Raw genomic sequence first — 22,203 nt, 5'->3', positions numbered from 1 at the left:
TTGGTGTACTGTTTGATTCGGGTTTTGAGTTTGCGTCAATCGATTGACGCAAACTCACTTCTTCTTTACTTGGGTCATTCAAAATACTTTGATGTCTCCATTCACGTGATCCAAGAGATAATATGTATCATGGGCATCGTGCGCGAAAACAAAATTTCTTGCGATGTTCGGATGAAATTCAGCAGTGAACGTTTCAATTGTTTGCTCGTGTGTCGGAAATGAAAGGGACTGCCACACCTTCTTCGTTTTCGGAATCTGAAGCTGAGGCAATAGTTCGTCAACAATCAATGTCTTCCAATCTGCGTCATTTAACATGAAACGATATACATTCTTACGGGAACCAAACGTTCCACCTAAACAAAATGATACCTCAATCGGGAATACACCCATAGTGACATAATCGAAAAATGTCTCGATATGGGCTATCTCCGTTGTCTCGACACGATTTACTTGTTTCCCTTGGAGTGTCAAACCGTCTTCATAATAACTCAGAATCCAGTCCGTCTCTCTTCGTAAGACGATGACCTCATTCGAAGAGAGAGTCAATTCCGACTCTAATAACTCACGATTTTTGATGGTTTTGGTAGTCAGATGCTCTTCTTGACGTTCAAAAGAGAAGAGATGTTTTCTCGTAGCTCTCACAGTTCGTTTCCGTTCAATGCGCAATGGAAAGTCCTCATCCTTCAGATGTCGAAAAATTAATCGATTTGCTTCTCCTTCTTTCAGTGCATGACTCGGTATGATCACCATTTCTAGTTGTTCATGTTGATTGTATAATTTTTTTGACATCATGTTGTTTTTCGTCTTTTAAGGAACCAATACCCGAATGGCAACATCGCTAACACTGCAAAACCAATCAATCGGATAGTATTCGATGTTGGCTTGTTTGATTCTGCTTCGTCTGAATAGCCATCCGCTCCATCCATCATTCCTTCTTCGGCATTCCCTTCAACACTTTCATGCTCTTCAATCAATAAGGCTTGAAACGCCTCAGTTGAAATCTCATTCCCGCTAATCATCTGTTTTGAATTAGATGTCAACGCCGTCAACATGTCCCCATCATAATCAAACCATGCCGACCTTTCTGTGTATTTCACGAGATGTCCTTGTACGTCCATCAACGTTTTTGGTGTTTCTTTATCAGAACCGAACGTTGAGAACGCATATGTATTTGCAGATTGTTCGTACGTCCCGATCACGTTGACCGGTTCATCATCTTGAAAGACGGTCGCCACAAATTCTTTTGTCGGGATGAACGAACACGTCTCATCCGTCTTGTAACAAGAAGAGGACGGGACATACGTCTCAAGTAGTGGTCCGAACGTGATATTCTCACTGTCCGTCATATGATAAGAAGTCGGGTCATCTCCCTGAATATGGTCCATCACAATGTCATAAAAATATGCATCTGCAAAACGTTCCGGCGAAGATTCAGTCATCTCGGCTGATACGGTCGTCGTGCTTGCAAGCAGTCCGACACAACATATAAGTAAGCTCGTCATTCGTTGCATGTGTTTCTCCCTTCATCAACCTGAAGATTTCAGCAGCATCGCGTGATTGATGTGAATTAATTCGGCGTGCGGCTGTTTGTGACGACTGACATATGAAGTGAAACGTGATGACGCAACAAACGCGTTCGATTCATGAATCATCGCCAGTCGGACGAGAATGAGCCGTAATTGTTTTCTTCCTTCTCCCAGTGTAACACGGTCGACTCGGTTGTTTTTGTCAAGTCGGTTGATTAACAGCTCCACTTTACAATCTTCTTTGATCAAGTAAGAGACCAAATAGGCCGTCTGTTGAATCAAGTCTTCATATTGCGCATGGAGCCCGTTCCCAAGCGGACCGCTCAAATCAAGGGAAATCGTGAACGTGTCGAGATTTTGTCGTTCGTAGACTTTCGCCTGGACATGTCCAGTCTTTGAGGTGGCGACCCAGTCAATATGCTTGGCCGGCTCTTTCTCATATCGTTTCGCGCTTTGAATCATCAAAGGGTCTTTCAGTGGAGAATGTTTGACGATGCGGTCACCCATCCGAATCATGCGCGATTCGGATATCGGCGATTTCGTGATGGCAGGTAACACGATCCATGAGGGAAGCGTCATCCCCTCATCCGTGAAGAAGAGGGTGCCCAAGTGAAACGGTAAGGTGACACGCATGACACATGTATGAATCGAAGCGGGTCCTCGCTTCACAACAGAGACGGACACGTGATGAATGTCTTCTTCAATCCGTGAGTCATATGCCCATGCCCCGTTTTCAAAAGCAATCCGTTCATTCCCCTCTAATCGGACCAAAAACGGAACACCAAGTGCAATGATTCGCTCATATCCATCGATGTGGATGATACACGTCGTCTCATCGTCGATGAATAAGAGGTCTTCTTTTTGCCGGATGGAAAACGAGACTTCATTTGAAAGCGTTCGAATGATTCGCTTCCGGATGAACATGACGATTAATAAGGTCCCACATATATAAGAGATGGGCCACACATAAGGCATCCACATCGCGATAAGACCGAGACTGACATAAGCAGGCCACAGTTGGTCCTGAAGAATGGACGGCGTACTGATTCCGACCTGTCGCATCGTTACACCCTTTCGACCGGGACGGGTACCGATTCGAGTACGTCCGCTAGCACTTGGCGCTTCGTCGATTTGATGTCGCCTTCAAGGGTGAGGGTTAAACGGTGTGACAGTACATGTGGCGCAACGCCTTGGACATCTTCAGGCGTGACAAACTGACGGTCGTTCAAGTATGCATAAGCTTGTGAGGCTTTGACGAGAGCGAGCGTCGCCCGTGGACTCGCCCCGACTTCGACTAACGGATGTTGCCTTGTCTCTTGGATCAGTGCGAGTAAGTAAGTGACGACATCTTCATGAATACGGATGTTCTCGACTTCTTCTTGTGCTTCTAAGAAAGCGGCATTTGTCATCAAGGCATCTACCACATGTCTCGTCTTTGAAATCGTCTGTAGAATCAAGTTTCGCTCTTCATCTGCCCCAGGATATCCGACTTGAAGGGACATGAGGAAGCGGTCGAGTTGTGCGTCCGGTAGCGCGAAAGTCCCGGCAGACTCGATCGGGTTTTGCGTCGCGATGACGAAGAACGGTTTAGGTAGCTGATAGGTGACGCCACCGATGGAAACTTGGCGTTCTTCCATCGCTTCAAGCAAGGCGGATTGTGTTCTCGGGACGGCACGGTTCACTTCATCGATTAACAAGATGTTTGTGAAGATGGGACCGGTACGGTTCTCGAACGTCTGCGTCTGCATATTGAAGAAGTCTGAACCGATGATGTCAGAAGGCAGTAGATCTGCCGTGAACTGGATTCGAGCGAAGTCTGCTTCAAAGCTTTTGGCGATGCTTTTCGCAAGTAATGTCTTCCCGGTCCCAGGCACGTCCTCTAACAAGATATGGCCGTTCGCCAATAGGGCTGTGCAACATAATTTTGTGATTTCCGGTTTCCCGAGGTAAATGCGGTCTAATTGGTCCAATACGTGTCGGATGGTCATGAGTTCGACTCCTTTTGTATGCGTAATAGGTATGCGTCAAGTTGACGTGTGAACGCTTCTTCACGGTGTGGTGAGATTTCCCCGTTATCATAGCGCGTCTCTAAATAAGTGATCAGTGATGCATCGAGCTCGATTCGTTTCGCCCAGGTCGACAACGTCTCGGACGGGCGGCGACGTTTTTGTGGCGGCAGTGCTGCTTCGAAATGAATCAACTGTTGCCGAATAGCTGAGGCAGGTAATGGATGAAGCGTTCGGTTTATCTGCTCCGTCGAGTTGTCAGAGGTCACTAGCGAGTGATCCTCGATATCTAACTCTTCCTCCTCGATTTGTTTCTTCGATGGGCGTCGTCTCTTCCAAAGCCACCATCCGAGCAAGGTGATTAGTGCGGTAATCATGTATGGGAGGTAGGAGACGTTGTTCGACTCTTCTGATGAGGGGTTTCCGTAAGAAGGTGACTCGTCATTAACCTTCTCTCTTGGAGTTCCACCTTTGTCTTTTGAAATTTCACCTTTAGACCCCATATCGATTCCTCTTACATTGTCGTCAATAGGTGCATTACTCATACACCATCGTTCTACATCAACGACTTCAATTATTCCAAATAGCTTTCGTTTGTCCCTACAGTCCAATAGCCAACTCGTAATCTCGCTTCCTGAGATATCTAATGATTGGTAGTAACGGTATCCAAGTTGACCGGAATAGGAGATGAGCGCGACCAGTAACAAGGAGAAAAGAATTCCTGACACAAAGATCATTTTGGCTTGTTTCATTGGTGTTTCCGCTTATGTATATTCGGTTTGATCGTTTTCATCTGATGTGACGGCTCCCTCTATAGATTCAATCCTTTATTTGGAAATTGGATTATATGGATTATACCATGCACCTTAACGGAATATTCAGTTATTTTTAGACAAAAGAAAAAGCCCGTTCATTGAACGAGCATCCACCATTCTCTATCTTCATCCTCTTCGTCGAACACCCATTCTTCAAATCCATACACGCGAATATCCTGGTCGCTACGGATGTCCCATTGGTTGATAAACGTTTTTTCATGTGGAATCGGGATCCATTTTTGATGGGATGAATCACGCCGCATAAACGTTTGTAACTCCTCTTCATCTTGAAATACGAGAAGCTCAGAGTTCCAGAGTGTAGGAAAATCTAGCAGCACGACAACTCGCATTCGCTCATCCACACGCCGCTTTGTTAGTCGCTTTGCTTCATCGAGCAGAGTATGGATGATCGCCTGTTTGATTTGGACATTGTATTGTATATCAAGTAAAAAGGTTTGCCCGATTGGAATCTTGGCATACCAATAACCATCGTGAAACTCAGTTGGAAAATCATGATGATTTTCTTGCATATTACACTGAAGACGACTCAACTTTCGTTTCAGACCACGCACTTTCCGATGTCTCATTTCAGGATGGACTCGACTTGATGCATATGGTGCCGGTCATGCTCGATGAATTCTCCGATAATCACATATAGTGAATATGGGACACCTTGATAAGGATCATGTGAGACGCCATTCGCTGTCGTTTTATAAGTCAGTGCTTCTTCACTTAAGGACTCGAGCATCGTGACGAGCGTTCGCCGACTTTGTAGTGATTCCTTCAATACAGCGTCACCTGTCAACTTCTCTGCCCTTTTCGTCGCCCGCGCGTTAAACGAGTCAAAATCAGGGAAAATCATCCCTTCCCCGTTCTTCACCGATGGGATGATGACATTCAACAGATGGTTGTCCCAATGAGCGATATGTAGAATGATTTGTTTTATGGACCACTTCTCCGAGTCTATCTGTTTATTCCAATCCAATTCACTCAGCTTTTCTAACGAATCGAGCCATTCTGTGTACGCTGCGAATTCTTGAATGACTTGCATCAAATCCCCTCCCCGTTCTCTTCAAATTACTGCGATTATAGCACGAACAACTCTTTTTTAAATCAAAAAACGGCACCGTTCGTCATGAACAGTGCCGCGCGTGTCTCTATAACCAGACTGGTAATGAGAAGAAAACTAAGAACAATACGGTCAAGACACCGACGACCGGACTGAGCGACCGATAGCCCTTCTTGAACAAGACAATCATCGTGTATGCGATGAATCCGAGTCCGATCCCATCGACGATGGAATACGTGAACGGAATCATGATGATGACAAGAATCGCCGGGAAGGCATGCTCCCAGTTATCGAGCGGCAAATGCTTCACGTTCTGGAACATCATCATTCCGATGATGATGAGAACTGGTGCAATCGCCGTCACGGGGATGATGGCAAAGAGTGGTAGCAATAAAAGTGATACTACATACAATCCCGATGTGACGAACGAAGCAATCCCGCCTCTTGCACCGACCGATATCCCGGCAGCCACTTCGACCGTCGAGACAGTCGGGCTTGATCCGAACATGGCACCGGCCATCGTCGAGAGACCTTGTGCAACGAGACCTTTCGGCGCATCCTTTTCTTTGTCGATTGCCCGTGTCTGATTCTGGATCAAGCTGATGTTTTCAATCAACAAGACGAGCGTCAGTACACCGACCGCGACCAAGAAGAGCGGAGACGCAGATTCCGCGAACGAGATGTTTCCGAATACCGTGCCGAATGACTCGAAGAACGGTGTCAACGAGAAACTACCTGTCCACTCCAGTGTTCCCATCACGGCGCTGAGTCCAACACCGAAACCGATTGTCCAAAGGAAGCTGCTTGGTCCCATCTTCAAGAACAGCAAGATGGCGACGAAGAGTGATAAAAAGGCCACCTGGACGTTACGCTCTCCGAGATCACCGATGTGGAGCAATGCCCCGCCCCCACCTGAGACAATCCCAGCTGCCTCGAGGCCGATCAAAATGAGGAAGAGGCCGAGACCGACCGTCAATCCGTCATGAATGATCGGCGGGAACGCGTTCGCCAATTTACGCGCCACTTTCGTGACCGTCAACAGGACGACGAGTACACCTGAGACGAACGAGACGGCGAGCGCACTTTGCCAACTCAATCCCATCTGTAAGACGAGCGTATACGTGAATAGAGCGTTAATCCCCATTCCCGGTAACAAGAGAAGGGGTAGATTGAAGAATCCCGCAATCAACGTCCCGATGATGCTTGTCAAAATCGCTCCGACGAGCGCTCCCTCGAACGGGAGTCCGGCTTGTGTCAAAATTGCCGCATGTACGGCCGGGATATATGCTGTCGCCAGGAAGTTCAGCACGCCCCCGTATGTTTCTGTTTTCCATTCTGTTTGTTTTGCCATAGGAATCAATCCTTTATTGGCACCCTCACCCACCCGTGTATACACACGAGATTGATTATATCCTGTCAGACATCTAACAAGCAAGAGCGATTCGACTCAATTCAGTCTTTGGACCCATTCATGAGACCGATTCCATCAAAAGATTCATTTTATAAAACAAGAACGTTCGTTCTTATTTTAAGCGACTTTTTGCGAACAAATCTGCTATAATGAAAGGGCAGGTTAACGCAGCAATAGTGGGGTCAGCCGCCAAGTCCACAATGGAGGAAGGCGGTGGTGCGGATGGAACAACTTTGGACCTGGGTTGGGGATTATGTCATGATCCCAATCCTCGCTCCGATCATCGTTCACTTGGTGATTCACCGAACATCCGATCGTGCAACGTCTGAACGCACAAAAAAATGACCCCCTCGGCGCAATGAGATGGGTCACTTTCTGATTCACTAACCATTGTGGCGGCTGGGACCACTCTTAAAGTGGGAGCCTGTAAGCCAGAGGTCGGTGTGTCCAGCACCGGTCTCTTTCTACTTGCATCATACCATACTTTATCCGCCTTTTCAGTAAGAGAAACATCATTTGGCACGAAAATCACAAATAATTCAAACGCTCAGGAAACTTTATCCTGAGCGTTTTTCTTTCATTTCGTTATAACGAGAGAACCAGACGAGCATCGCGTCCGCTTCCTCTTTCGGAATGTCATCAATCGTCTCAACTGAAAGGAACCCTCCACGTGTCGAGAACTGCACCGTACATAACCCGAAACGTCGTTGTAAGAGTGATTGCTTCACTTGTATCTGTTCAATCCTCGGTTTGTCCGTCAAGAACGATTGGACGTTGAATGCTCCAGTGCGCAATTGGATGAATTGATCGGTGCGGACATATTTGGTTGTCACGTAACTGAGTACACGTCCTCCGATGATGACAGCCCATAAGAGGAGAAGCCACCATGCGTACTCTCGGAAGAAGTAGAGGACGAGCCCTGAGATGATGATGCCGAACCAGCTGATTCGCAGCAGTTTGATGCCTAGCGCACGTCTTGGAAGCCGGTGTAATTCATCAGACCATGCGAAATGTGTGAAGTGTTCACGTAGGACACGCATCGCCCGGTCACGTCGGACGAACGGGAGAATCGTCGATGATTCATCTTTTAGTTCATCCATCGTCCCTGCAGCGACGAGTTCGACACCGACAATGTGGAACCAGCGACGGATAAACGTTTCTTTAATCCGAATCGCTTGAATCTTCTCATACGGGATCTCTTTCGCGCTTCGGTTCAATAGTCCTTTTTCGACACGAATACGTTCTCCTCTCCGCTCGAGTCGGAAGTTCCCATACTTCAAGAAGTTGATGACCATACCGATCACGACCGACAGCATCAACACCCCGAGGACGAGAAGACCGATTACGATGATGGATGCATGGACGACATAATCTTCGACCTGATTGAACGCCCCATCCAAGTTGATGAAGTCGTCAATCGACGAGATGATTGTTGAAGCGACCGGGAAGATGGCGAATACAGAGAGCGACGTGATGGAAGCCAACACGATTTCGCGCGTGGACAAGGCGTATAACAGACGGCTTGGTAACGGCTCTACCTGTTCTGTAGTCGCATCTGTCGTGTCTGAATTATCTTCGGTTTGTGCATTCTGTTTCCGATGACGGACTTGCTCGAGAATCTCTTCCAATCGTTTGGCTTCGGCTGGAAAGACACCAGCCAGTTTGAATGATGCATCGTCACTATTGGCATTCGTATCGAATGTCAACTCTACGACACCAAGCAATCGATAGAGAAACGGGCTGTTCGAGTGAACGCTTTGAATTTTGTAGAGCGGAAGCGACTTTTCTTTTTTCAACCAGTTACCTTCAATGACATAGACAGTCTTTTCATCCAGTGCATATCGGAAGTTTAACCATCCAAAGAACTTCTGGACAATGTCGAGTAATAGAAAGAGTAAGATACCGACTCGGATGATGATTCCGAATGTCGACTCCCAGTCGTTGTTCAGCACAAAGAGTAAGACGATTGGAATGGCGAATGATTTGATGACCTCAAGAATGCGAAGCACCAAAACGCGACTCGGAAGTCGATGCCACGTTAACGCGGTCTCGGTCATACGACATCCTCCTCTTCGATACGCGCATAGATGGCAATCTGCTCGCGGAGTGTTTTCGCGAAGGATTCTTCAATCGCATAGATTTCATGAGAGCCTGCTGCAGTCCCGATGGTGATGGTCTGTAACCCGTATTTACGGAGCAATGGTCCCTGCTCCGCATGTACATATTGGACTTTGGTCATCGGAATGAGCACGTCATGTGTTGTGATGATGCCGTGATGGATTCGGATTTCAAGTGGCTGGACGTCATATGTGAATCGTTCTTGCTTCCACTTCTGGAACCAGATGATGTCAATCAAGCTATAGACGACATCGATGACTAGTAGTACGATAAAGCCGATCTGTAGCCAAGTCGGCCAGTCGAACCAATATGCGGCCCCCACAAGAGCTCCTGTAACGAGAAGTCCGATGAGATAAAAGATCGCGCTCGATAATCGAAAGACCGACCTTGCCTCGATTGGAAGTGTTCCGCTGATTCGTTGTGGTGTGACACTCTCTTCTGGTGTCGGTGTTGTTTCTGACATGGTGAATCCCCCTATCGTTCATATGTATCTGTCCCTATTGTATACGCGTTTCCGCTCGAAAAGTTTCAGGATTCGGTCGGGAATGTATACAATCGCTCATATACCCCTTCAATCATCGCCCGATCTTCTATTGCGAAAACCTGTTTTAATCGTTGGATAGCCTCTAATCCTGCCATTTTCAAGTCATCTGTCAACTGTCCGGTCATTTTTACGGAAGCAAATGCGCCCGCGACGACGACTTGGTCACATGTGTAGGCATACTCATACGTGGCCCAGTCTTCTGGAGCGTATACATCTCGATTGATCCAACTTTCAATTAGGGCGTACGCATATGATAAAAAGCAAAGGTCTCTGTCTTTTCGGATCACCTCTTCGTACATAACCAATGCATCGGCTCCGGCATCATTCCCAAACGGTGCGTATTCTTCCGTACAGTCCACATAAAAATCATCATTGAAAAATGCCTCGTATTTCGGATGCGAGGTCAGGAAACTCGGTCCAACTTCCGGGTCATCCACATAAATATGGTTGTCCCAATCAAAAAGGGATTCAACATACCCTTTTCTCAATTTTTGACGAATGAGCTTTTCGACTTCGTTTGTACATTCCGCATTGGATTCAAAAGACTTCACTTGTACTTTTCCGATGGTTCCTAGTTTTCCGTAGTTTACAGCAAACTCATCATCCATAACGATGATGTTCCAATACTTTGTAGTATGTTCAAAAGACCGCTTGATCATGTAGCGTTTCCTCCCGTCTTCAGAGCATTCAATCATATGACAATTGTACCTCGGATGAATCAGAAAAAACGAACCATCCAATCGATTCGTCTCTTCGGTCATTTCATCATTTTGCTCTCGAATTTGTTTATGAGCAGATTTTTCACTTCGGCTCGTAACGGAATCGTGCAATTTATTCGTTCGCTCTCGCATAGAGTGTTTCCAATGAAAAACGACTGGCCCGAGAGAGTTCTTTGGCGTACACGGCCTCAATGGTTTTGTCGATATAGGCATTTTCTTCTTGAAGATATTCGATAAGTAACATTTTGTATTCGTCAGAAGTCGCTTCCTGATGTTTCATTCCATTCAGTTCTTCAAGATAGGCATCATTTTCTGCTTTGAATCCTTCTAGCTCTTCGACTGCTCCGGCCACGTCAACGTTATCCATCTATATACTTGATAACATCAGCATTTTTATCTGATGATTCTGGGCATCTGCAGGAATGGTTCCAGCGTCAAAAGCGATAACCGGTCGAGGATCAACTTCTTCTGTTGAGGATGTCGCGCCACAACCAATCAACGACATCATCATAGTAAAAATCAGTAAGAGTATTATTAAAACCCTTTTCATCTTTATCCACCTAAAAAGTAAGTCATGAAAGCAACATAGCGATAGACTTCTTGGCATTGTCAACGATTTCTCCAGACTAACATATTTTACGTTTATTACCAAATTCATCGTTAAGAACCCTTTGCCTTATAGTCAGTGTCCATCTCTAATACTCAATTGAAAATCAAAGAAATATCACATCAAAAAACCATGAAGGCACACTTGGTTCTGTGTACTCGATCACGGTTTTTTGACAAGTTATTTCGATTTTATTGCTGGCTTGCTCGTCCTTTAATCTTCAAAGAACCATTTCTTACGTGGTTCCACTTTTAGGTTGTCTCCATGTTTTTTCATTTCCGTCACAAGGTAGCGTTCGAGTTCGTTCATCGCCTTGACCCAGTCGGTCATTGTCGCCACGAGAGGAACGACGATTAAGATGAGTTCTTCCTCTTCTTCTCTCATGCGCTCAATCATCAGTTTCGCAAAGTCAAAGTTCTCATGGATGAGATCTTCTTCACGGTCGATAAGATGCTCATTCTCGAGCTCATAGGCAGAAAATAGTCGCTCATGTCTTCTCAATAGATGACGAATGTGCCGATACAGTTCATCTCTCAACTGTGGTGGCAATTGCTCAATTGTGTAAAAATCATGATCGAGTTTCTCAATCACATGAAGTGCTGCCCGGTTCGTCTCAATCATCTTAGATTTAATGACGGCTCGTCGGAAAATGGGCGTTTTCTGTTCAAGCCAACGATTCGCTTTAATTTCTTCTTCGAAATAGGCGTACGTCTGTTTCGAATCGTTATGCAACTTCTTCGTCTCTGGTAACGACTCGAAAGAGGAGCGTCCACCTTCCGTTTCTGAGAATAAGCGCGCGATTCGGACGACCATTTGAAAGACATCGGTTACTTGTGCTTCGAGTTTCCGTTCATATCGTGGTGGGAACAAAAGTGCATTTACAATCAACGCGACCGTGATCCCCATCATAATGAGTAAGTAACGTTCGCCTGCAAACACCCAAACCGGCATATCCGACTGACTTGCCCCTTCCATAATGAGAATCGTTGTTAAGATGACGGTCCGTGTCGTCGATTCTAAATTTAAAAACAGAAGGATGGAGATGGCAATGATGATGACGAATCCGATCGCAATCGGTGTCGGATTCGGGGTGAGCAACAAGGAACCGACGGAGAGCAATGCCCCAATCAAGTTCCCTTTCATCTCTTCAATCAAGCGAAGCCCGGTCTGATAGACCGACGGCAGGAGTGCAAGTGACGCAGCGAGTGCCGGGACGACGATTTGTTGGAATTGAAATGCCTCGGCAATCAGTAAGACGATTGCGACCGACAGTCCGGTCTTAATAGTTCTAGCCCCAAATTTCATGTAGTGGTGCCTTCCTCTCTTACACCTGTCATATGTATTTTTTGCCTTCTTCCTCAATTCTAAAACGTACCATATTCTTTTCAAGCCGAATCGAACCATTTCAGGCAGTTTTGTGAACGCTTCCGTGTTATGATGGCGTTGGATATTTCTTTCATCTTGATGGGGAGGGGTTTACTTGTCAACAATTGCTTTATTCGGCGGAAGTGGCCGTACAGGGGAACGGATACTTGAACGCTTACTTGAACGTGGACATACTGTCCGACTTTTAACGAGACATTCCATCGATGCGAACAGTGGAGTCATTGAAATGATTGGAGATGCGACGGACCGCGAGACCGTCTTCGAAACGGTTCAATCATCAGATATCGTGATCTCGGCGTTAGGGACGGATAAACAAGATGTCTTGTCTACATTCACGCCACTCGTGATCGAGGCAATGAAACAATTCAACGTATCTCGTGTCATCACAGTTGGGACCGCCGGCATCTTGCAGGCACATGAGAGTGACAACTACCGCTTTCAAACAAAAGAATCGAAGCGCTCAATGACAACTGCGGCAGAAGATCATGCCCGAGCTTATGAGTTATTACGGGATTCAGGTTTAGCCTACACTGTCATCTGTCCGACTCAACTGATCAATCAACCCTCTAACGGTGAAATCATCGTATCAAAAGAGGTATTGGGGACTAAACATTCAGGTCCAATTTCGAGAGATGATGTTGCCGATTTAGTAATGGCTTGTTTAACGGACGATGAATATGTCGGACACCGTGTCGGCATCACAACGGAATCATAATTAGGGGATGGGAAACATGCACTCACAAAGAGAACAACTAGCACGACTTGCTTTAACGTTTGAACAAGAGGAGATGACGGACGCAGCACGACTCGCTCGGACCGCCCTACAAAAAGTAACGAATGAAGAAGTGTGGATTGCCGTCTGTGGTCACTTCTCAGCCGGGAAGTCGACATTGCTCAATGACTGGCTAGAAGATGGATTCCTTCCGACAAGTCCGATTCCTACAAGTGCCAATATCGTCACGTTGCGGGGTGGAGAATCAGCGGCAGCCGTCGCCATCAATGATACGGATTGGATTTCATTAGACTCTTCTTCCCTATCAAACATCAGTGACTATTGCAAAGTCGAGGAAATCAAGGAGGTCGAGTATACGATTGACCGATTCCCGTTCGATGAGCACGTCGTGTTGATGGATACACCAGGGATTGATTCAACGGATGAACGCCATCGCCAAGCCACGGAACGTTCGCTCTTCTTAGCAGACCACTTGTTCTTCATGATGGACTACAACCATGTGCAATCGGAACAAAACATTGGGCTGATGAAACAGTTTAGCCGGGAAGGACGGCCCTACTCCATCATCATCAACCAAATCGACAAGCATGATGAGCGTGAACTCTCTTTCGTGGACTTCAAGGCGTCACTAACAAAGGCGTTCCGTCATCATGATATTGTTCCGAACGAGACATTCTATATTTCACTTCGTGATGTACAGCACCCTCATAACGAAGTCGAGCGCTTGCGGTCTTATGTACGTCAGGTCATCACCGAGGCAAAACAGCATACAGTCGAACACGCCGATGCTCTGATTGACACGTTGGTCCGTCGCAACGAAACATCGATTCAGTCGACATTGGAACAGTTGCCAACGTATGAAAAGAGTCCGAAGGAAATGCAATCTCGCCTACACCGGCTGGAGAAGAAACGGGCATGGTGGACATCGTTCCGTCGTGAATTTTTTAAACATCAAGCACCAATCGTCGAAAGTGCACCGATTATGACCTATGAATTTCGTGAGTTATTGCGCTCTTACCTCGAAAGTTGTGACCCATCTTTCAAGGTCGGTCTCTTATTCTCAAAAGAGAAAACAAGACAAGAACGTGCGCGCCGTGAAGAAGTGGCCGTCAAAGAGTTCAACCGTCTGATTGACATGAACTTGCGCCCACATCTCGTGAAGTACGCGGAAGATATCATCCGAGATTTAAAACTTCCGGAAACGCTGCTGCCAAAAGGAGATGTTCTCCCGATTGCACCGAGCTCACTTATCACTGAACAAGTGAAGTCCGGCGCATCACTCAGTGGTGACACAGTGTTACAGTTCAGTCGTGACATCGAGACGGCCCTTGCGTCATGGGTGACGAAAGTCTCGGAACCTTGGGTCCATTCGACGGATATGTATATGAAAGCTGAAGTCGATCTGCGCTTGGAACAATTCTCGGCTGAAGAAGACGACTTGTATGACGCCCTTAATACGGAAGCGTTGCGTATTCGTCTCTCCGACCGCCTGGAATCGATTCGAAAATATGAAGAATTACAACTTGATTCGAATCAATTGGATCAGTTGGCAGTTCGAAACTATGTCGATGCGACATACCTCCCTAAAAAACAGTCAAATACTGTTGAATCAGAGGTTGCATCGACGTCGATTTTAGAAGATGATCATGATTTATTTGATTTTAATTTTACTTACGAAAATGCGGTATGTGAAATATTAGAGAATCATCCTTTATTCCGCTCTCGTGTCTCGACATTGCGCAAGAAAATCGAGCGTGCGAAACATGAACAGTACACGTTCGCCATCTTCGGAGCGTTTTCGGCCGGAAAATCCTCGACTCTCAATGCGCTTTTCGGGGAGACGGTGCTACCGACCTCACCGAATCCATTGACGGCATCCATCACAAAAATCGTACCGCCAGATGGTCGGATGAATCGAACAGCGATGATCACCTTCAAATCACGAAATGAACTTGAGGATGAGCTACAAGGTTATGGGACTTCCCTCGCCTCTCTCGATGTCGACCATCCTTTCGTCAATGCCGTAAAATCGGCACCGCTCGAGTATCTCGGACGAACGGAAGTCGTCGACTATGACACGTTCTGCGCGTTCGTCGCACAAGAAGAAAAAAGCTGTATCGTAAAAGAAATCGAACTGTATCTCGACTCACCGTGGGCACGACGCGGCATCGTCTTCGTCGACACACCAGGGGCCGATTCACAGTTCAATCGACATAGCGAGGTACAGTTCGGCTATATGCGTGACGCGGACGCCGTCTTGTTCGTCACCTATTATAATCATGCGTTCACCGAAGCTGACCGAGAGCTCGTCATCCAGCTCGGTCGTGTCCAAGGGACCGGAGACCATGAGATGTTCTTCCTCGTCAATGCGTCTGATCTTGCGAAAGATGACGAAGAACGGGATGCTGTCACGGACTATGTGTCGCAACAGTTGACCGCACTTGGTGTTCGGAGACCGACCGTCCTCCCGATTTCAAGTCGAAACGCCATCCAAGGGGATGACGCTGGATTTGACCGGTTCGTCTCGACACTTGAACGCTACGTCGACAAAGACCTTCGTCTCGCGAATGCGATGCGTATCCAAGATGAGACGACGGCTCTACTCGATGCGTTCGAACGCGTCCTGCACGAAGCAAAAGAAGATGAGACGGCGAAAGAACAACGTCGAAAGCAATTGGCTGCCTTACTTGACAACCCGCCGGCACTCGATGTGTCAGTACTCATCGACTTGTTTGACCGAGAAGCGAAAGAACTTCTCGCCCACCTTGAGACGCGTTCGCTCCTCCGCCTCTCGGACTTCGTCAAGGAGACATTCCACCCGGTCGAGGTCGACGGGTCGAGAAAGAGCCTTGAGCGCGCACTAGCAAGAACATTGGACAAATACGCCTACGACATCCAGCAAGAACTACAAGTCTTCCAGTATCGGCTGGAGCGGTATGTTCAACGCGAATTTTCAGCATTGATTAAGCGCAAGACGGAGCGCCAAGCGTCTCTCCTTCCCACGCTTGAATTTGATCGTGAACTCGACGTGGCCTGGCTACGGGATGGCGTCGATCCGATTCATCTCGACACGTCACCTTATCAATCGGTATTGAAGCGCTATAAGAATGCGAGCCAATTCTTTGAAGGTGACGGACGGACACAACTTAAGGATGAATTGACGACACTCCTCCGTGACATGATTCGCAATCGTCTTGAAAGCATTCATGCGAAACAAGTCGAGCGGGCCGACGGGGAAATCAGTAAATCTGAAGTCGAGATTGAACGAGAGTGGTCGACCCAAGTGAAAGAACTTGCCGAAGCAGAACTTAACATGTTGACGGATAGCCATTCCTTTGATGAGATGCGTGAACGACTCGAATCGCTCAGAAAGGAAATGGTATGAACACATTACTGCTCATCGGACTCATCCCTGCCGTCGTCATGACGATTGTCTTGGGAGTGTTTCTGAGATATCTCTATTTGAACAAAGAATAAACGAAACGGTCCTTGATGCGCACATGACATCGAGGACCGTTTTAAGTTTGTACTTATTTGTCTGCTGGATAAACCACACCGAGTTGTTTTCGAACGTTCGTCATCACGTCAGCTAAGCGAATCATATCGGTCGCTGAGTGATCTATCGTTTCCGGATGATGCGCTTCGATTGCACGAACGAACGCTTCGATTTCATAAGACATCGGAGCATTCTGTGATTCTGAAATAATTTCTGACTTGCCATCCCGTAACTCTAGACGGACTTCATCGCACGTCGCAATATCATCGATGACGATGCGCCCCTTCTCTCCGATAATTTCAGAAGGAGTCGATGTCGCATGGATCTTTGAGTGCATGATGATCACATCCAAATCGTCATACGAGAGAACGACGGTTCCGCTCCCGTCCACTCCGGATTCCAGCTTCACGCCGCTCGCCTGAACGTCATTCGGTTGACCGAACAATTTTAAAGCGGGCCCTAGAAGATAGACACCGAGATCCATCAATGAACCGTTCGAAAAATCAGGGTTGAACGTGTTCGGGTTCTCCCCTTTCTTATATAAGTCATACCGGGAAGAATATTGTGATTTATTGAAGACAGCGCGACGCACCGGAGCGATTCGCTCCATCTCCTGTTGAATCCGTTCAAAGTTCGGCATGAATAGATTGCGAAGTGCTTCAAGCAAGACGACCTGGTTCTCCTTCGCCACTTCAACCATACGTGTGACTTCCTGGACGTTCGAAGCGAGCGGCTTTTCACATAAGACGTGCTTGCCATGCTGCATGAACAAGATGCTCTGTTCGGCGTGAAGTGAGTTCGGGCTCGCAATATAGATGGCATCGATGACATCACTTTGTGCCATCTCTTCAAGTGACGTGAACGTATGTACGATGGAATGACGTTCAGCGTATTCTTTAGCGCGTAATTCTGTGCGCGAGTAGAGCGCTGTCACTTCTACGTCATCCAACTGATTGATTGTGTCGATGAACCAGTCTGTGATGAAGTTTGTTCCGATGATACCAAAACGGATCATGTGAATTCCTCATTTCTGTTCTTTCAGTTTTTTTTGTGAGTAAAATTTCATCCAATAAAGGAATCTTATCATACCCAACTTGTGGGATTGTCGATTTCAGTTTTCTTGCCCGCGTCACCGCATCATGAATGATACGTTCTAAACGATAGCCACGACGTTGATAAAAGCCGAGCGCTCTCAAATTATCATTCGTTGTAATGACGGCCGATTGAACTGCTCCGTGATGTATAGCGATTTGTTCAACAGCACGTAGTAAACGAGACCCAATCCCACTATTCTCTATCAGACTATCAAGAGATACAATCTCTACTTCCTTATCTCGCAGGACATATGTCACAAGACCTCGGATTTTATTGGATTTCATATAGACGAATCCTCCGAGCTCCGCACAATCGTATGTTCCAGAAGAGACGACCATTTGAGATGACCCCCACTGTTTAATATAGAAGTCTCGAACTTGTTCTTGCATACTAGAATCGATTGGTAAAATCATGGTGCTCACCTCTGTTGTTTATATATAAAACTGTTATATACATACGGTATGTGAAATATAAAATCAGTCCATTTTTCAGCTTCTTCATGATCGACTCCATTGCCCTTATCATATTTCGGCACGCTTTCTATCCTTGAATGGCCAGCGATACACCTGCTCTTCTTTCACGACATAGGCAACACCGTCTTCAATTGTCAACGAAGAACAGTCAAGCAGATGACGTGGCATCGGAAAGGAGTCAATCCATCCGTTCGCATGGGCATGAACGAGACGACCGTCGATTGAAGAAATGACCCACACTCCCTTCTCTGACGCACACATCACGTCACAATCATGAAGGACCGGAGCCTTTCTAACCTCTTGATTATAGCGAAAACGTACGGCCCCCTCTTTTGAGAAACAGACGAGTGCATTGGTGGAGATTCCTTTTCCAAAGATACCTTCGTCCCCGTACCCGACCCAAATCCCGGTATCATTCATCGCAACCGCTGCAATCGCATTTCCTGCATGAAAGGAATGCTTGATATGGCCACGTGCATTCAATACCCACGCATTGATTGGTTCCCCTCCTAACGTAAACGCCCAGATGAACAAGTGATTCTTGTCGATGATCCGAATACCCGAAACGTGTTTGTGATGATTGAGAGATATAACGGACTCGTTCCATTCGATGTAGAAATGATGATCGGATTGTACCAAATTAGCGGTTCCCATTAGCTCTTGAATATCAAAATCAACTAATTCTCTTTGTTGATACATACATACTCATTCCCTTCCTTCTTCCAATCGCATGAACTGTAACGCCTCTTGAAATCGTCGTGTCTCTTCATCACTCACCACTGCATCCACATACCTCGTCCTCCAGTAAGGAGAGAGGTCCACCTCTTCTACACCAATCCGCTTGAACCAATCCAACACCGTCTCATTCGATTGGTGTTTTAATGAAACCGGTAAATCCAGATTGAACTGGATGAGCGCATTCCGAATCGCGCTATCGGTCCATTTAATCTCTTTAGATTCCACAAATGCTTTTGCTTTGGCCGTTCGCACTCTTCGTTTTACGGCGTCACTCGAAAAATCAACAGTCGAGGCGACACGCTTTCTTTTCCGGATCATGCTGAGCATCAAAATTAGGAAGACAATCAAACCTCCTATAAGGAACCATAACCAGACTGAATTTCCCGACTCTGTTACCGTTCCACCTGTTCCGAACGTATAGTCTAAAAAGACATGATTCAAGATTTGAAAGTCCTCATCTTCCTTCAGACGAAACTTCCCTCCATAAGCACCACTGCTGGTTCCGTCCTCTCCAGACAAGAGAAGCACGATCCCACCTTTTGTCGGGTCATGAAACCAGTCCCAAAACAGTCGGGCCAGATAGATGAATCCAGTCACCAACATCAAACTACCTAACATGACCATCAATAGTCGGATTGTAAATTTCATCGTAACCTCCGTCACACATTATGTACTATCGTATCATGCAAGATTATGGATTGTCAGAAAAATCCAAAAAATAAGAACCGAGAGATTTCTCGGTCCCCTGCTTTAAAGGATTGCTTCTGCAAGTAATCGGTCGAACTTGCGCACATCCACTTTTTTATTCAAATTGATTTTAATCGTTCCGGCGCGAGTGAACAGCTGGACTTCCGAGTTCAAGTCGAACATGCGTCCTGCGTTTTCGGTCGAGTACATATTGATCGAATCGTACGGAAGCGAGTAGACCTCAATCTTCTTACCCGTCAACCCTTGTGCGTCACGGACAATCAGTCGTTTGTTCGTGAAGACAGCGACGTCACGCACTGTCTTATAAGCCGCTACCGCCCGCTCCCCATCGATGAATGACTCCGTGATATCACTCGGCACCTCACACTCCGAATAAAACGTCCAAGATAAATCTCCAATCGGGTTTCCCATGTTGATTCCTCCCTGAATAAATTAAATGTACTATCTCTTATATTCCACAATTCTCGTTTGATTAGACCTTGAATGGGAAGATACTGTATAGCATGTTGATTGTGGAGGAGGACGTCGTTATGATCGCGCAGCAGGTGATCACATTACTACTGATTGGCTATTTTATTTATTTGATTGATTCCAAAAGAAATTACTTTCCTGTCCCGGTTATTTTGGTTTTGATTGGGATTGGTCTCTCGTATATTGCCTTTTTTGATTCGGTGTTCATCTCAAAAGATATGATTTTCGAGGTGTTCCTGCCAGCACTTCTCTTTACATCGGCTTACCAGTTCAAATATAAGGATTTGAAGGACAATATCGGGATCATCACTATATTGAGTACGGTCGGGCTTGTCTTGACCGCCATCTTGATGGGATATGGTACGTTTTGGATCAGCGAGTTGTTTACCCCGCTCACGTTGACCGCTTCCTTTTTATTAGCATCCATCTTGATTCCGACGGATCCCGTTTCCGTGACGGCTATCTTGAAACGAAGTAAGGGGGAGAAGCGGATTGCTGACGTCGTCGAAGGCGAATCGATGGTGAACGATGGAACGAGTGTCGTCATCTTCACCATCTTTCTCAGTATGTTCGCGACAGGAGAACGATTCTCCACACTCAGCTTTTTGACCGAATTTTTGATGGTGTCCGCCGGAGGAATCGGCATCGGCTTTATTTTTGGATTTCTACTTAAGAAATTGATGATCGTCAGTTTTAAAAAGCATGAGCTCGTCATGTTGACCATCGTGACTGCATATGGTGCCTTTTATCTCGCCGATGCGCTAGAAGTGTCTGGGGTCCTCGCAACGGTGACGGCCGGCATGATGTTGTCTCACGAACTCGGAACAAAAGAGGATTACGAATCGGTCCAGCGTCATCTAGACGGTTTCTGGGACATTGTCATTCCGATGTTGCTAGCGCTCTTGTTCTTATTGATTGGAATCGAAGCGACCAGCTATCTTTCTGTATCACTCTGGACGTTCGCCGTTCTTTTGTTCCTACTTTCAATCGTGACCCGATTCATCGTCGTCGGCGGCCTCGTCTATTCGGTCCCCGTCTGGCGTAAGGAATTTAAAGATGATTTAACGGCGACTTCTCTCCTTACTTGGTCCGGAATCAAAGGGACGATGTCGATTGCCCTCGTCCTCTGGCTAGAAGCAGAGAACATCGACGGGTCGAACGAGATGATTTCCCTCGCATTCGCCGTCATTTTACTCTCGCTTGTTTTGCAAAGCATCGGTGTCTATCCACTGACGACATATTTAACGAACAAGCATGACGATAGATAGAGTCCTTCCTTGAGAAGGGCTTTTTTACGAATTGAAAATTGACTTTGTCTACTTTTAGTGTAAAATTACACTTGTAATATATTAGGAGGTGATTATGTTGGAAAACACTTCAACACCATCCGCTGCCATTTCTACTGGAGTTGTGACGGTTGTACTTGCTCTTGTTGCATCGTACCTTACTCCATCGTTCTTAAAAGTTGGAATCATCTGGGATCTCGTCGCTTTCTTAGTCATCGGCATTGCGACGTTCAGTTTTACATACCACTTCTATCAATCAAAACGACTCACATATTGGCAATACATTTGTTGCTACATCATTGTCTGCCTACTCTTGTTCACGGTGTTTCTCGGAATCTCATGGTTACTGATTTTCATTAGCTCGGCGTCACTTTGAGTTCTACGAATAGGAAGGAAGAACCCATATGCAAAAATCCGAATTTCTCGGACAAGTTTCTCGTAAGATCAAGCTGATTCGAATCGAATCCCAGCATTCACAGGAAGAGATGGCCAATTTACTTGGCATATCTAAAAAAACGCTCATTCAAATCGAGAAGGAGCGGAATGAAGCGAGTTGGTCGACGGTTGTGACATTATGTGCACTATTCAATGAGAGTGAGGTTCTCATACATCTAATCGGTGACGACCCGGTCGAGTTCGTTAAGCTGATTGCAACCGAGAACACATACGAGCCGAAAGAAAAGACGCTCGGCGGACGCGTCTTTTGGCATGCAATCAAAGAGGGTCCCCACTTCATTCTTCAACAGAACATCATCAGCGGACATTACCGCGTCATCGATCTCGATCATGTGAGATGGTACAGCACGTTTGATGCGGAAGATGCCGAACAAGTGCGGTTGAAGTTGGAACATCGACGAGGGGGATCCAATGACTCAAAAGCATAAAGATTTGATGATGGCTTTCAGTCTAATCGTCATAACGATCGTCTATTTTTGGCTGATCCCAAACATCGCGAATGACTCCATTTGGTTCGTTGGCACAATCATTTTACTCGTCCTCTCG

At 46.3% G+C, this 22,203-nt stretch carries 24 protein-coding genes; 6 read left to right on the top strand and 18 right to left on the bottom strand.

Translation table 11 applies throughout. The features are described from left to right. Window positions 1-78: 78 nt before the first annotated feature. The 8 genes from KNO91_RS08785 to KNO91_RS08750 all read right to left on the bottom strand — a co-directional run bounded on the left by KNO91_RS08785 (window position 79) and on the right by KNO91_RS08750 (window position 6,767). Entirely contained in the window at window positions 79-789 is a 711-nt protein-coding gene (locus KNO91_RS08785; RefSeq protein ID WP_214817592.1) for a hypothetical protein, read from the bottom strand. Beyond that, window positions 789-1,511 (bottom strand): hypothetical protein, encoded by a 723-nt coding sequence (locus KNO91_RS08780; RefSeq protein ID WP_214817590.1) that lies wholly within the window; start codon window positions 1,509-1,511, stop codon window positions 789-791. The genes KNO91_RS08785 and KNO91_RS08780 overlap by 1 nt, the downstream gene beginning before the upstream one ends. A gap of 15 nt (window positions 1,512-1,526) precedes the next feature. Beyond that, window positions 1,527-2,588 (bottom strand): DUF58 domain-containing protein, encoded by a 1,062-nt coding sequence (locus KNO91_RS08775; RefSeq protein ID WP_214817588.1) that lies wholly within the window; start codon window positions 2,586-2,588, stop codon window positions 1,527-1,529. 2 nt (window positions 2,589-2,590) lie between these two features. Continuing rightward, a complete protein-coding gene (locus KNO91_RS08770) occupies window positions 2,591-3,514 on the bottom strand; it encodes an AAA family ATPase (protein WP_214817586.1) in 924 nt (307 codons plus the stop codon). Beyond that, window positions 3,511-3,909, bottom strand: a complete 399-nt coding sequence (locus KNO91_RS15335; protein ID WP_251126601.1) for a hypothetical protein — start codon at window positions 3,907-3,909, stop codon at window positions 3,511-3,513. The genes KNO91_RS08770 and KNO91_RS15335 overlap by 4 nt, the downstream gene beginning before the upstream one ends. A 533-nt stretch (window positions 3,910-4,442) precedes the next feature. Beyond that, a complete protein-coding gene (locus KNO91_RS08760) occupies window positions 4,443-4,934 on the bottom strand; it encodes a DUF3916 domain-containing protein (protein ID WP_214817581.1) in 492 nt (163 codons plus the stop codon). Next, the gene (locus KNO91_RS08755; RefSeq protein ID WP_214817579.1) at window positions 4,931-5,398 is read right to left on the bottom strand and encodes a DinB family protein; all 468 of its coding nucleotides are present in this window, start codon (window positions 5,396-5,398) and stop codon (window positions 4,931-4,933) included. The genes KNO91_RS08760 and KNO91_RS08755 overlap by 4 nt, the downstream gene beginning before the upstream one ends. Before the next feature lie 106 nt (window positions 5,399-5,504). Beyond that, a complete protein-coding gene (locus tag KNO91_RS08750; protein ID WP_214795032.1) occupies window positions 5,505-6,767 on the bottom strand; it encodes an NCS2 family permease in 1,263 nt (420 codons plus the stop codon). Window positions 6,768-7,049: 282 nt separating this feature from the next. Here KNO91_RS08750 and KNO91_RS15400 point away from each other — a divergent pair, with 282 nt between their 5' ends. After that, window positions 7,050-7,172: a hypothetical protein gene (locus tag KNO91_RS15400; RefSeq protein ID WP_255349577.1), complete on the top strand. Its 123-nt coding sequence runs from the start codon at window positions 7,050-7,052 to the stop codon at window positions 7,170-7,172. Window positions 7,173-7,384: 212 nt separating this feature from the next. Here KNO91_RS15400 and KNO91_RS08745 read toward each other — a convergent pair whose 3' ends face one another. The 5 genes from KNO91_RS08745 to KNO91_RS08725 all read right to left on the bottom strand — a co-directional run bounded on the left by KNO91_RS08745 (window position 7,385) and on the right by KNO91_RS08725 (window position 12,120). Then, the gene (locus KNO91_RS08745; RefSeq protein WP_214817577.1) at window positions 7,385-8,884 is read right to left on the bottom strand and encodes a PH domain-containing protein; all 1,500 of its coding nucleotides are present in this window, start codon (window positions 8,882-8,884) and stop codon (window positions 7,385-7,387) included. Continuing rightward, complete coding sequence (locus KNO91_RS08740; RefSeq protein WP_214817574.1) at window positions 8,881-9,408, bottom strand: PH domain-containing protein; 528 nt, start codon at window positions 9,406-9,408, stop codon at window positions 8,881-8,883. The genes KNO91_RS08745 and KNO91_RS08740 overlap by 4 nt, the downstream gene beginning before the upstream one ends. Before the next feature lie 65 nt (window positions 9,409-9,473). Next, window positions 9,474-10,148 (bottom strand): WGR domain-containing protein, encoded by a 675-nt coding sequence (locus tag KNO91_RS08735; RefSeq protein ID WP_214817572.1) that lies wholly within the window; start codon window positions 10,146-10,148, stop codon window positions 9,474-9,476. A gap of 172 nt (window positions 10,149-10,320) precedes the next feature. Further along, window positions 10,321-10,575 (bottom strand): hypothetical protein, encoded by a 255-nt coding sequence (locus KNO91_RS08730; protein WP_214817570.1) that lies wholly within the window; start codon window positions 10,573-10,575, stop codon window positions 10,321-10,323. A gap of 453 nt (window positions 10,576-11,028) precedes the next feature. Next, a complete protein-coding gene (locus KNO91_RS08725; RefSeq protein WP_214795041.1) occupies window positions 11,029-12,120 on the bottom strand; it encodes an FUSC family protein in 1,092 nt (363 codons plus the stop codon). 175 nt (window positions 12,121-12,295) lie between these two features. Here KNO91_RS08725 and KNO91_RS08720 point away from each other — a divergent pair, with 175 nt between their 5' ends. Beyond that, entirely contained in the window at window positions 12,296-12,916 is a 621-nt protein-coding gene (locus tag KNO91_RS08720; RefSeq protein WP_214817567.1) for an NAD(P)-dependent oxidoreductase, read from the top strand. A gap of 16 nt (window positions 12,917-12,932) precedes the next feature. Beyond that, window positions 12,933-16,319: a dynamin family protein gene (locus KNO91_RS08715; RefSeq protein ID WP_214817564.1), complete on the top strand. Its 3,387-nt coding sequence runs from the start codon at window positions 12,933-12,935 to the stop codon at window positions 16,317-16,319. A gap of 145 nt (window positions 16,320-16,464) precedes the next feature. Here the strand turns inward: KNO91_RS08715 and KNO91_RS08710 are convergent, their stop codons facing one another. From KNO91_RS08710 to KNO91_RS08690, 5 genes are all read right to left on the bottom strand, one after another. Beyond that, the gene (locus tag KNO91_RS08710) at window positions 16,465-17,445 is read right to left on the bottom strand and encodes a Gfo/Idh/MocA family protein (protein ID WP_214817562.1); all 981 of its coding nucleotides are present in this window, start codon (window positions 17,443-17,445) and stop codon (window positions 16,465-16,467) included. Then, window positions 17,372-17,938, bottom strand: coding sequence for a GNAT family N-acetyltransferase (locus tag KNO91_RS08705; protein ID WP_214817559.1), 567 nt, complete (start codon window positions 17,936-17,938; stop codon window positions 17,372-17,374). The genes KNO91_RS08710 and KNO91_RS08705 overlap by 74 nt, the downstream gene beginning before the upstream one ends. A gap of 108 nt (window positions 17,939-18,046) precedes the next feature. Beyond that, a complete protein-coding gene (locus KNO91_RS08700; protein WP_214817555.1) occupies window positions 18,047-18,697 on the bottom strand; it encodes a hypothetical protein in 651 nt (216 codons plus the stop codon). A gap of 6 nt (window positions 18,698-18,703) precedes the next feature. Next, entirely contained in the window at window positions 18,704-19,384 is a 681-nt protein-coding gene (locus tag KNO91_RS08695; protein WP_214817553.1) for a hypothetical protein, read from the bottom strand. 102 nt (window positions 19,385-19,486) lie between these two features. Further along, entirely contained in the window at window positions 19,487-19,855 is a 369-nt protein-coding gene (locus tag KNO91_RS08690; protein ID WP_031423744.1) for a PH domain-containing protein, read from the bottom strand. Window positions 19,856-19,974: 119 nt separating this feature from the next. Between KNO91_RS08690 and KNO91_RS08685 the strand changes: the two genes are divergently transcribed. From KNO91_RS08685 to KNO91_RS08675, 3 genes are all read left to right on the top strand, one after another. Next, window positions 19,975-21,183, top strand: coding sequence for a cation:proton antiporter (locus KNO91_RS08685; RefSeq protein ID WP_214795055.1), 1,209 nt, complete (start codon window positions 19,975-19,977; stop codon window positions 21,181-21,183). A 97-nt stretch (window positions 21,184-21,280) separates the two neighbouring features. Next, entirely contained in the window at window positions 21,281-21,577 is a 297-nt protein-coding gene (locus tag KNO91_RS08680; RefSeq protein WP_214795057.1) for a hypothetical protein, read from the top strand. Window positions 21,578-21,605: 28 nt separating this feature from the next. Beyond that, window positions 21,606-22,085: a helix-turn-helix transcriptional regulator gene (locus KNO91_RS08675; protein ID WP_214817550.1), complete on the top strand. Its 480-nt coding sequence runs from the start codon at window positions 21,606-21,608 to the stop codon at window positions 22,083-22,085. Window positions 22,086-22,203 lie beyond the last annotated feature (118 nt).

This window comes from Exiguobacterium sp. s59 (genome assembly GCF_018617475.1).
Lineage (GTDB): Bacteria > Bacillota > Bacilli > Exiguobacteriales > Exiguobacteriaceae > Exiguobacterium > Exiguobacterium aestuarii.
This window is presented reverse-complemented; position numbering and strand designations above follow the sequence as displayed.

Coding starts and splice junctions, on each gene's coding strand:
- KNO91_RS08690 (WP_031423744.1), bottom strand. CDS start 19,855: ATGGGAAACCCGATTGGAGATTTATCTTGGACGTTTTATTCGGAGTGT.
- KNO91_RS08695 (WP_214817553.1), bottom strand. CDS start 19,384: ATGAAATTTACAATCCGACTATTGATGGTCATGTTAGGTAGTTTGATG.
- KNO91_RS08770 (WP_214817586.1), bottom strand. CDS start 3,514: ATGACCATCCGACACGTATTGGACCAATTAGACCGCATTTACCTCGGG.
- KNO91_RS15335 (WP_251126601.1), bottom strand. CDS start 3,909: ATGATTACCGCACTAATCACCTTGCTCGGATGGTGGCTTTGGAAGAGA.
- KNO91_RS08740 (WP_214817574.1), bottom strand. CDS start 9,408: ATGTCAGAAACAACACCGACACCAGAAGAGAGTGTCACACCACAACGA.
- KNO91_RS08730 (WP_214817570.1), bottom strand. CDS start 10,575: ATGGATAACGTTGACGTGGCCGGAGCAGTCGAAGAGCTAGAAGGATTC.
- KNO91_RS08705 (WP_214817559.1), bottom strand. CDS start 17,938: ATGATTTTACCAATCGATTCTAGTATGCAAGAACAAGTTCGAGACTTC.
- KNO91_RS08700 (WP_214817555.1), bottom strand. CDS start 18,697: ATGTATCAACAAAGAGAATTAGTTGATTTTGATATTCAAGAGCTAATG.
- KNO91_RS08785 (WP_214817592.1), bottom strand. CDS start 789: ATGTCAAAAAAATTATACAATCAACATGAACAACTAGAAATGGTGATC.
- KNO91_RS08755 (WP_214817579.1), bottom strand. CDS start 5,398: ATGCAAGTCATTCAAGAATTCGCAGCGTACACAGAATGGCTCGATTCG.
- KNO91_RS08725 (WP_214795041.1), bottom strand. CDS start 12,120: ATGAAATTTGGGGCTAGAACTATTAAGACCGGACTGTCGGTCGCAATC.
- KNO91_RS08710 (WP_214817562.1), bottom strand. CDS start 17,445: ATGATCCGTTTTGGTATCATCGGAACAAACTTCATCACAGACTGGTTC.
- KNO91_RS08715 (WP_214817564.1), top strand. CDS start 12,933: ATGCACTCACAAAGAGAACAACTAGCACGACTTGCTTTAACGTTTGAA.
- KNO91_RS08675 (WP_214817550.1), top strand. CDS start 21,606: ATGCAAAAATCCGAATTTCTCGGACAAGTTTCTCGTAAGATCAAGCTG.
- KNO91_RS08780 (WP_214817590.1), bottom strand. CDS start 1,511: ATGCAACGAATGACGAGCTTACTTATATGTTGTGTCGGACTGCTTGCA.
- KNO91_RS08775 (WP_214817588.1), bottom strand. CDS start 2,588: ATGCGACAGGTCGGAATCAGTACGCCGTCCATTCTTCAGGACCAACTG.
- KNO91_RS15400 (WP_255349577.1), top strand. CDS start 7,050: ATGGAACAACTTTGGACCTGGGTTGGGGATTATGTCATGATCCCAATC.
- KNO91_RS08685 (WP_214795055.1), top strand. CDS start 19,975: ATGATCGCGCAGCAGGTGATCACATTACTACTGATTGGCTATTTTATT.
- KNO91_RS08760 (WP_214817581.1), bottom strand. CDS start 4,934: ATGAGACATCGGAAAGTGCGTGGTCTGAAACGAAAGTTGAGTCGTCTT.
- KNO91_RS08735 (WP_214817572.1), bottom strand. CDS start 10,148: ATGATCAAGCGGTCTTTTGAACATACTACAAAGTATTGGAACATCATC.
- KNO91_RS08750 (WP_214795032.1), bottom strand. CDS start 6,767: ATGGCAAAACAAACAGAATGGAAAACAGAAACATACGGGGGCGTGCTG.
- KNO91_RS08745 (WP_214817577.1), bottom strand. CDS start 8,884: ATGACCGAGACCGCGTTAACGTGGCATCGACTTCCGAGTCGCGTTTTG.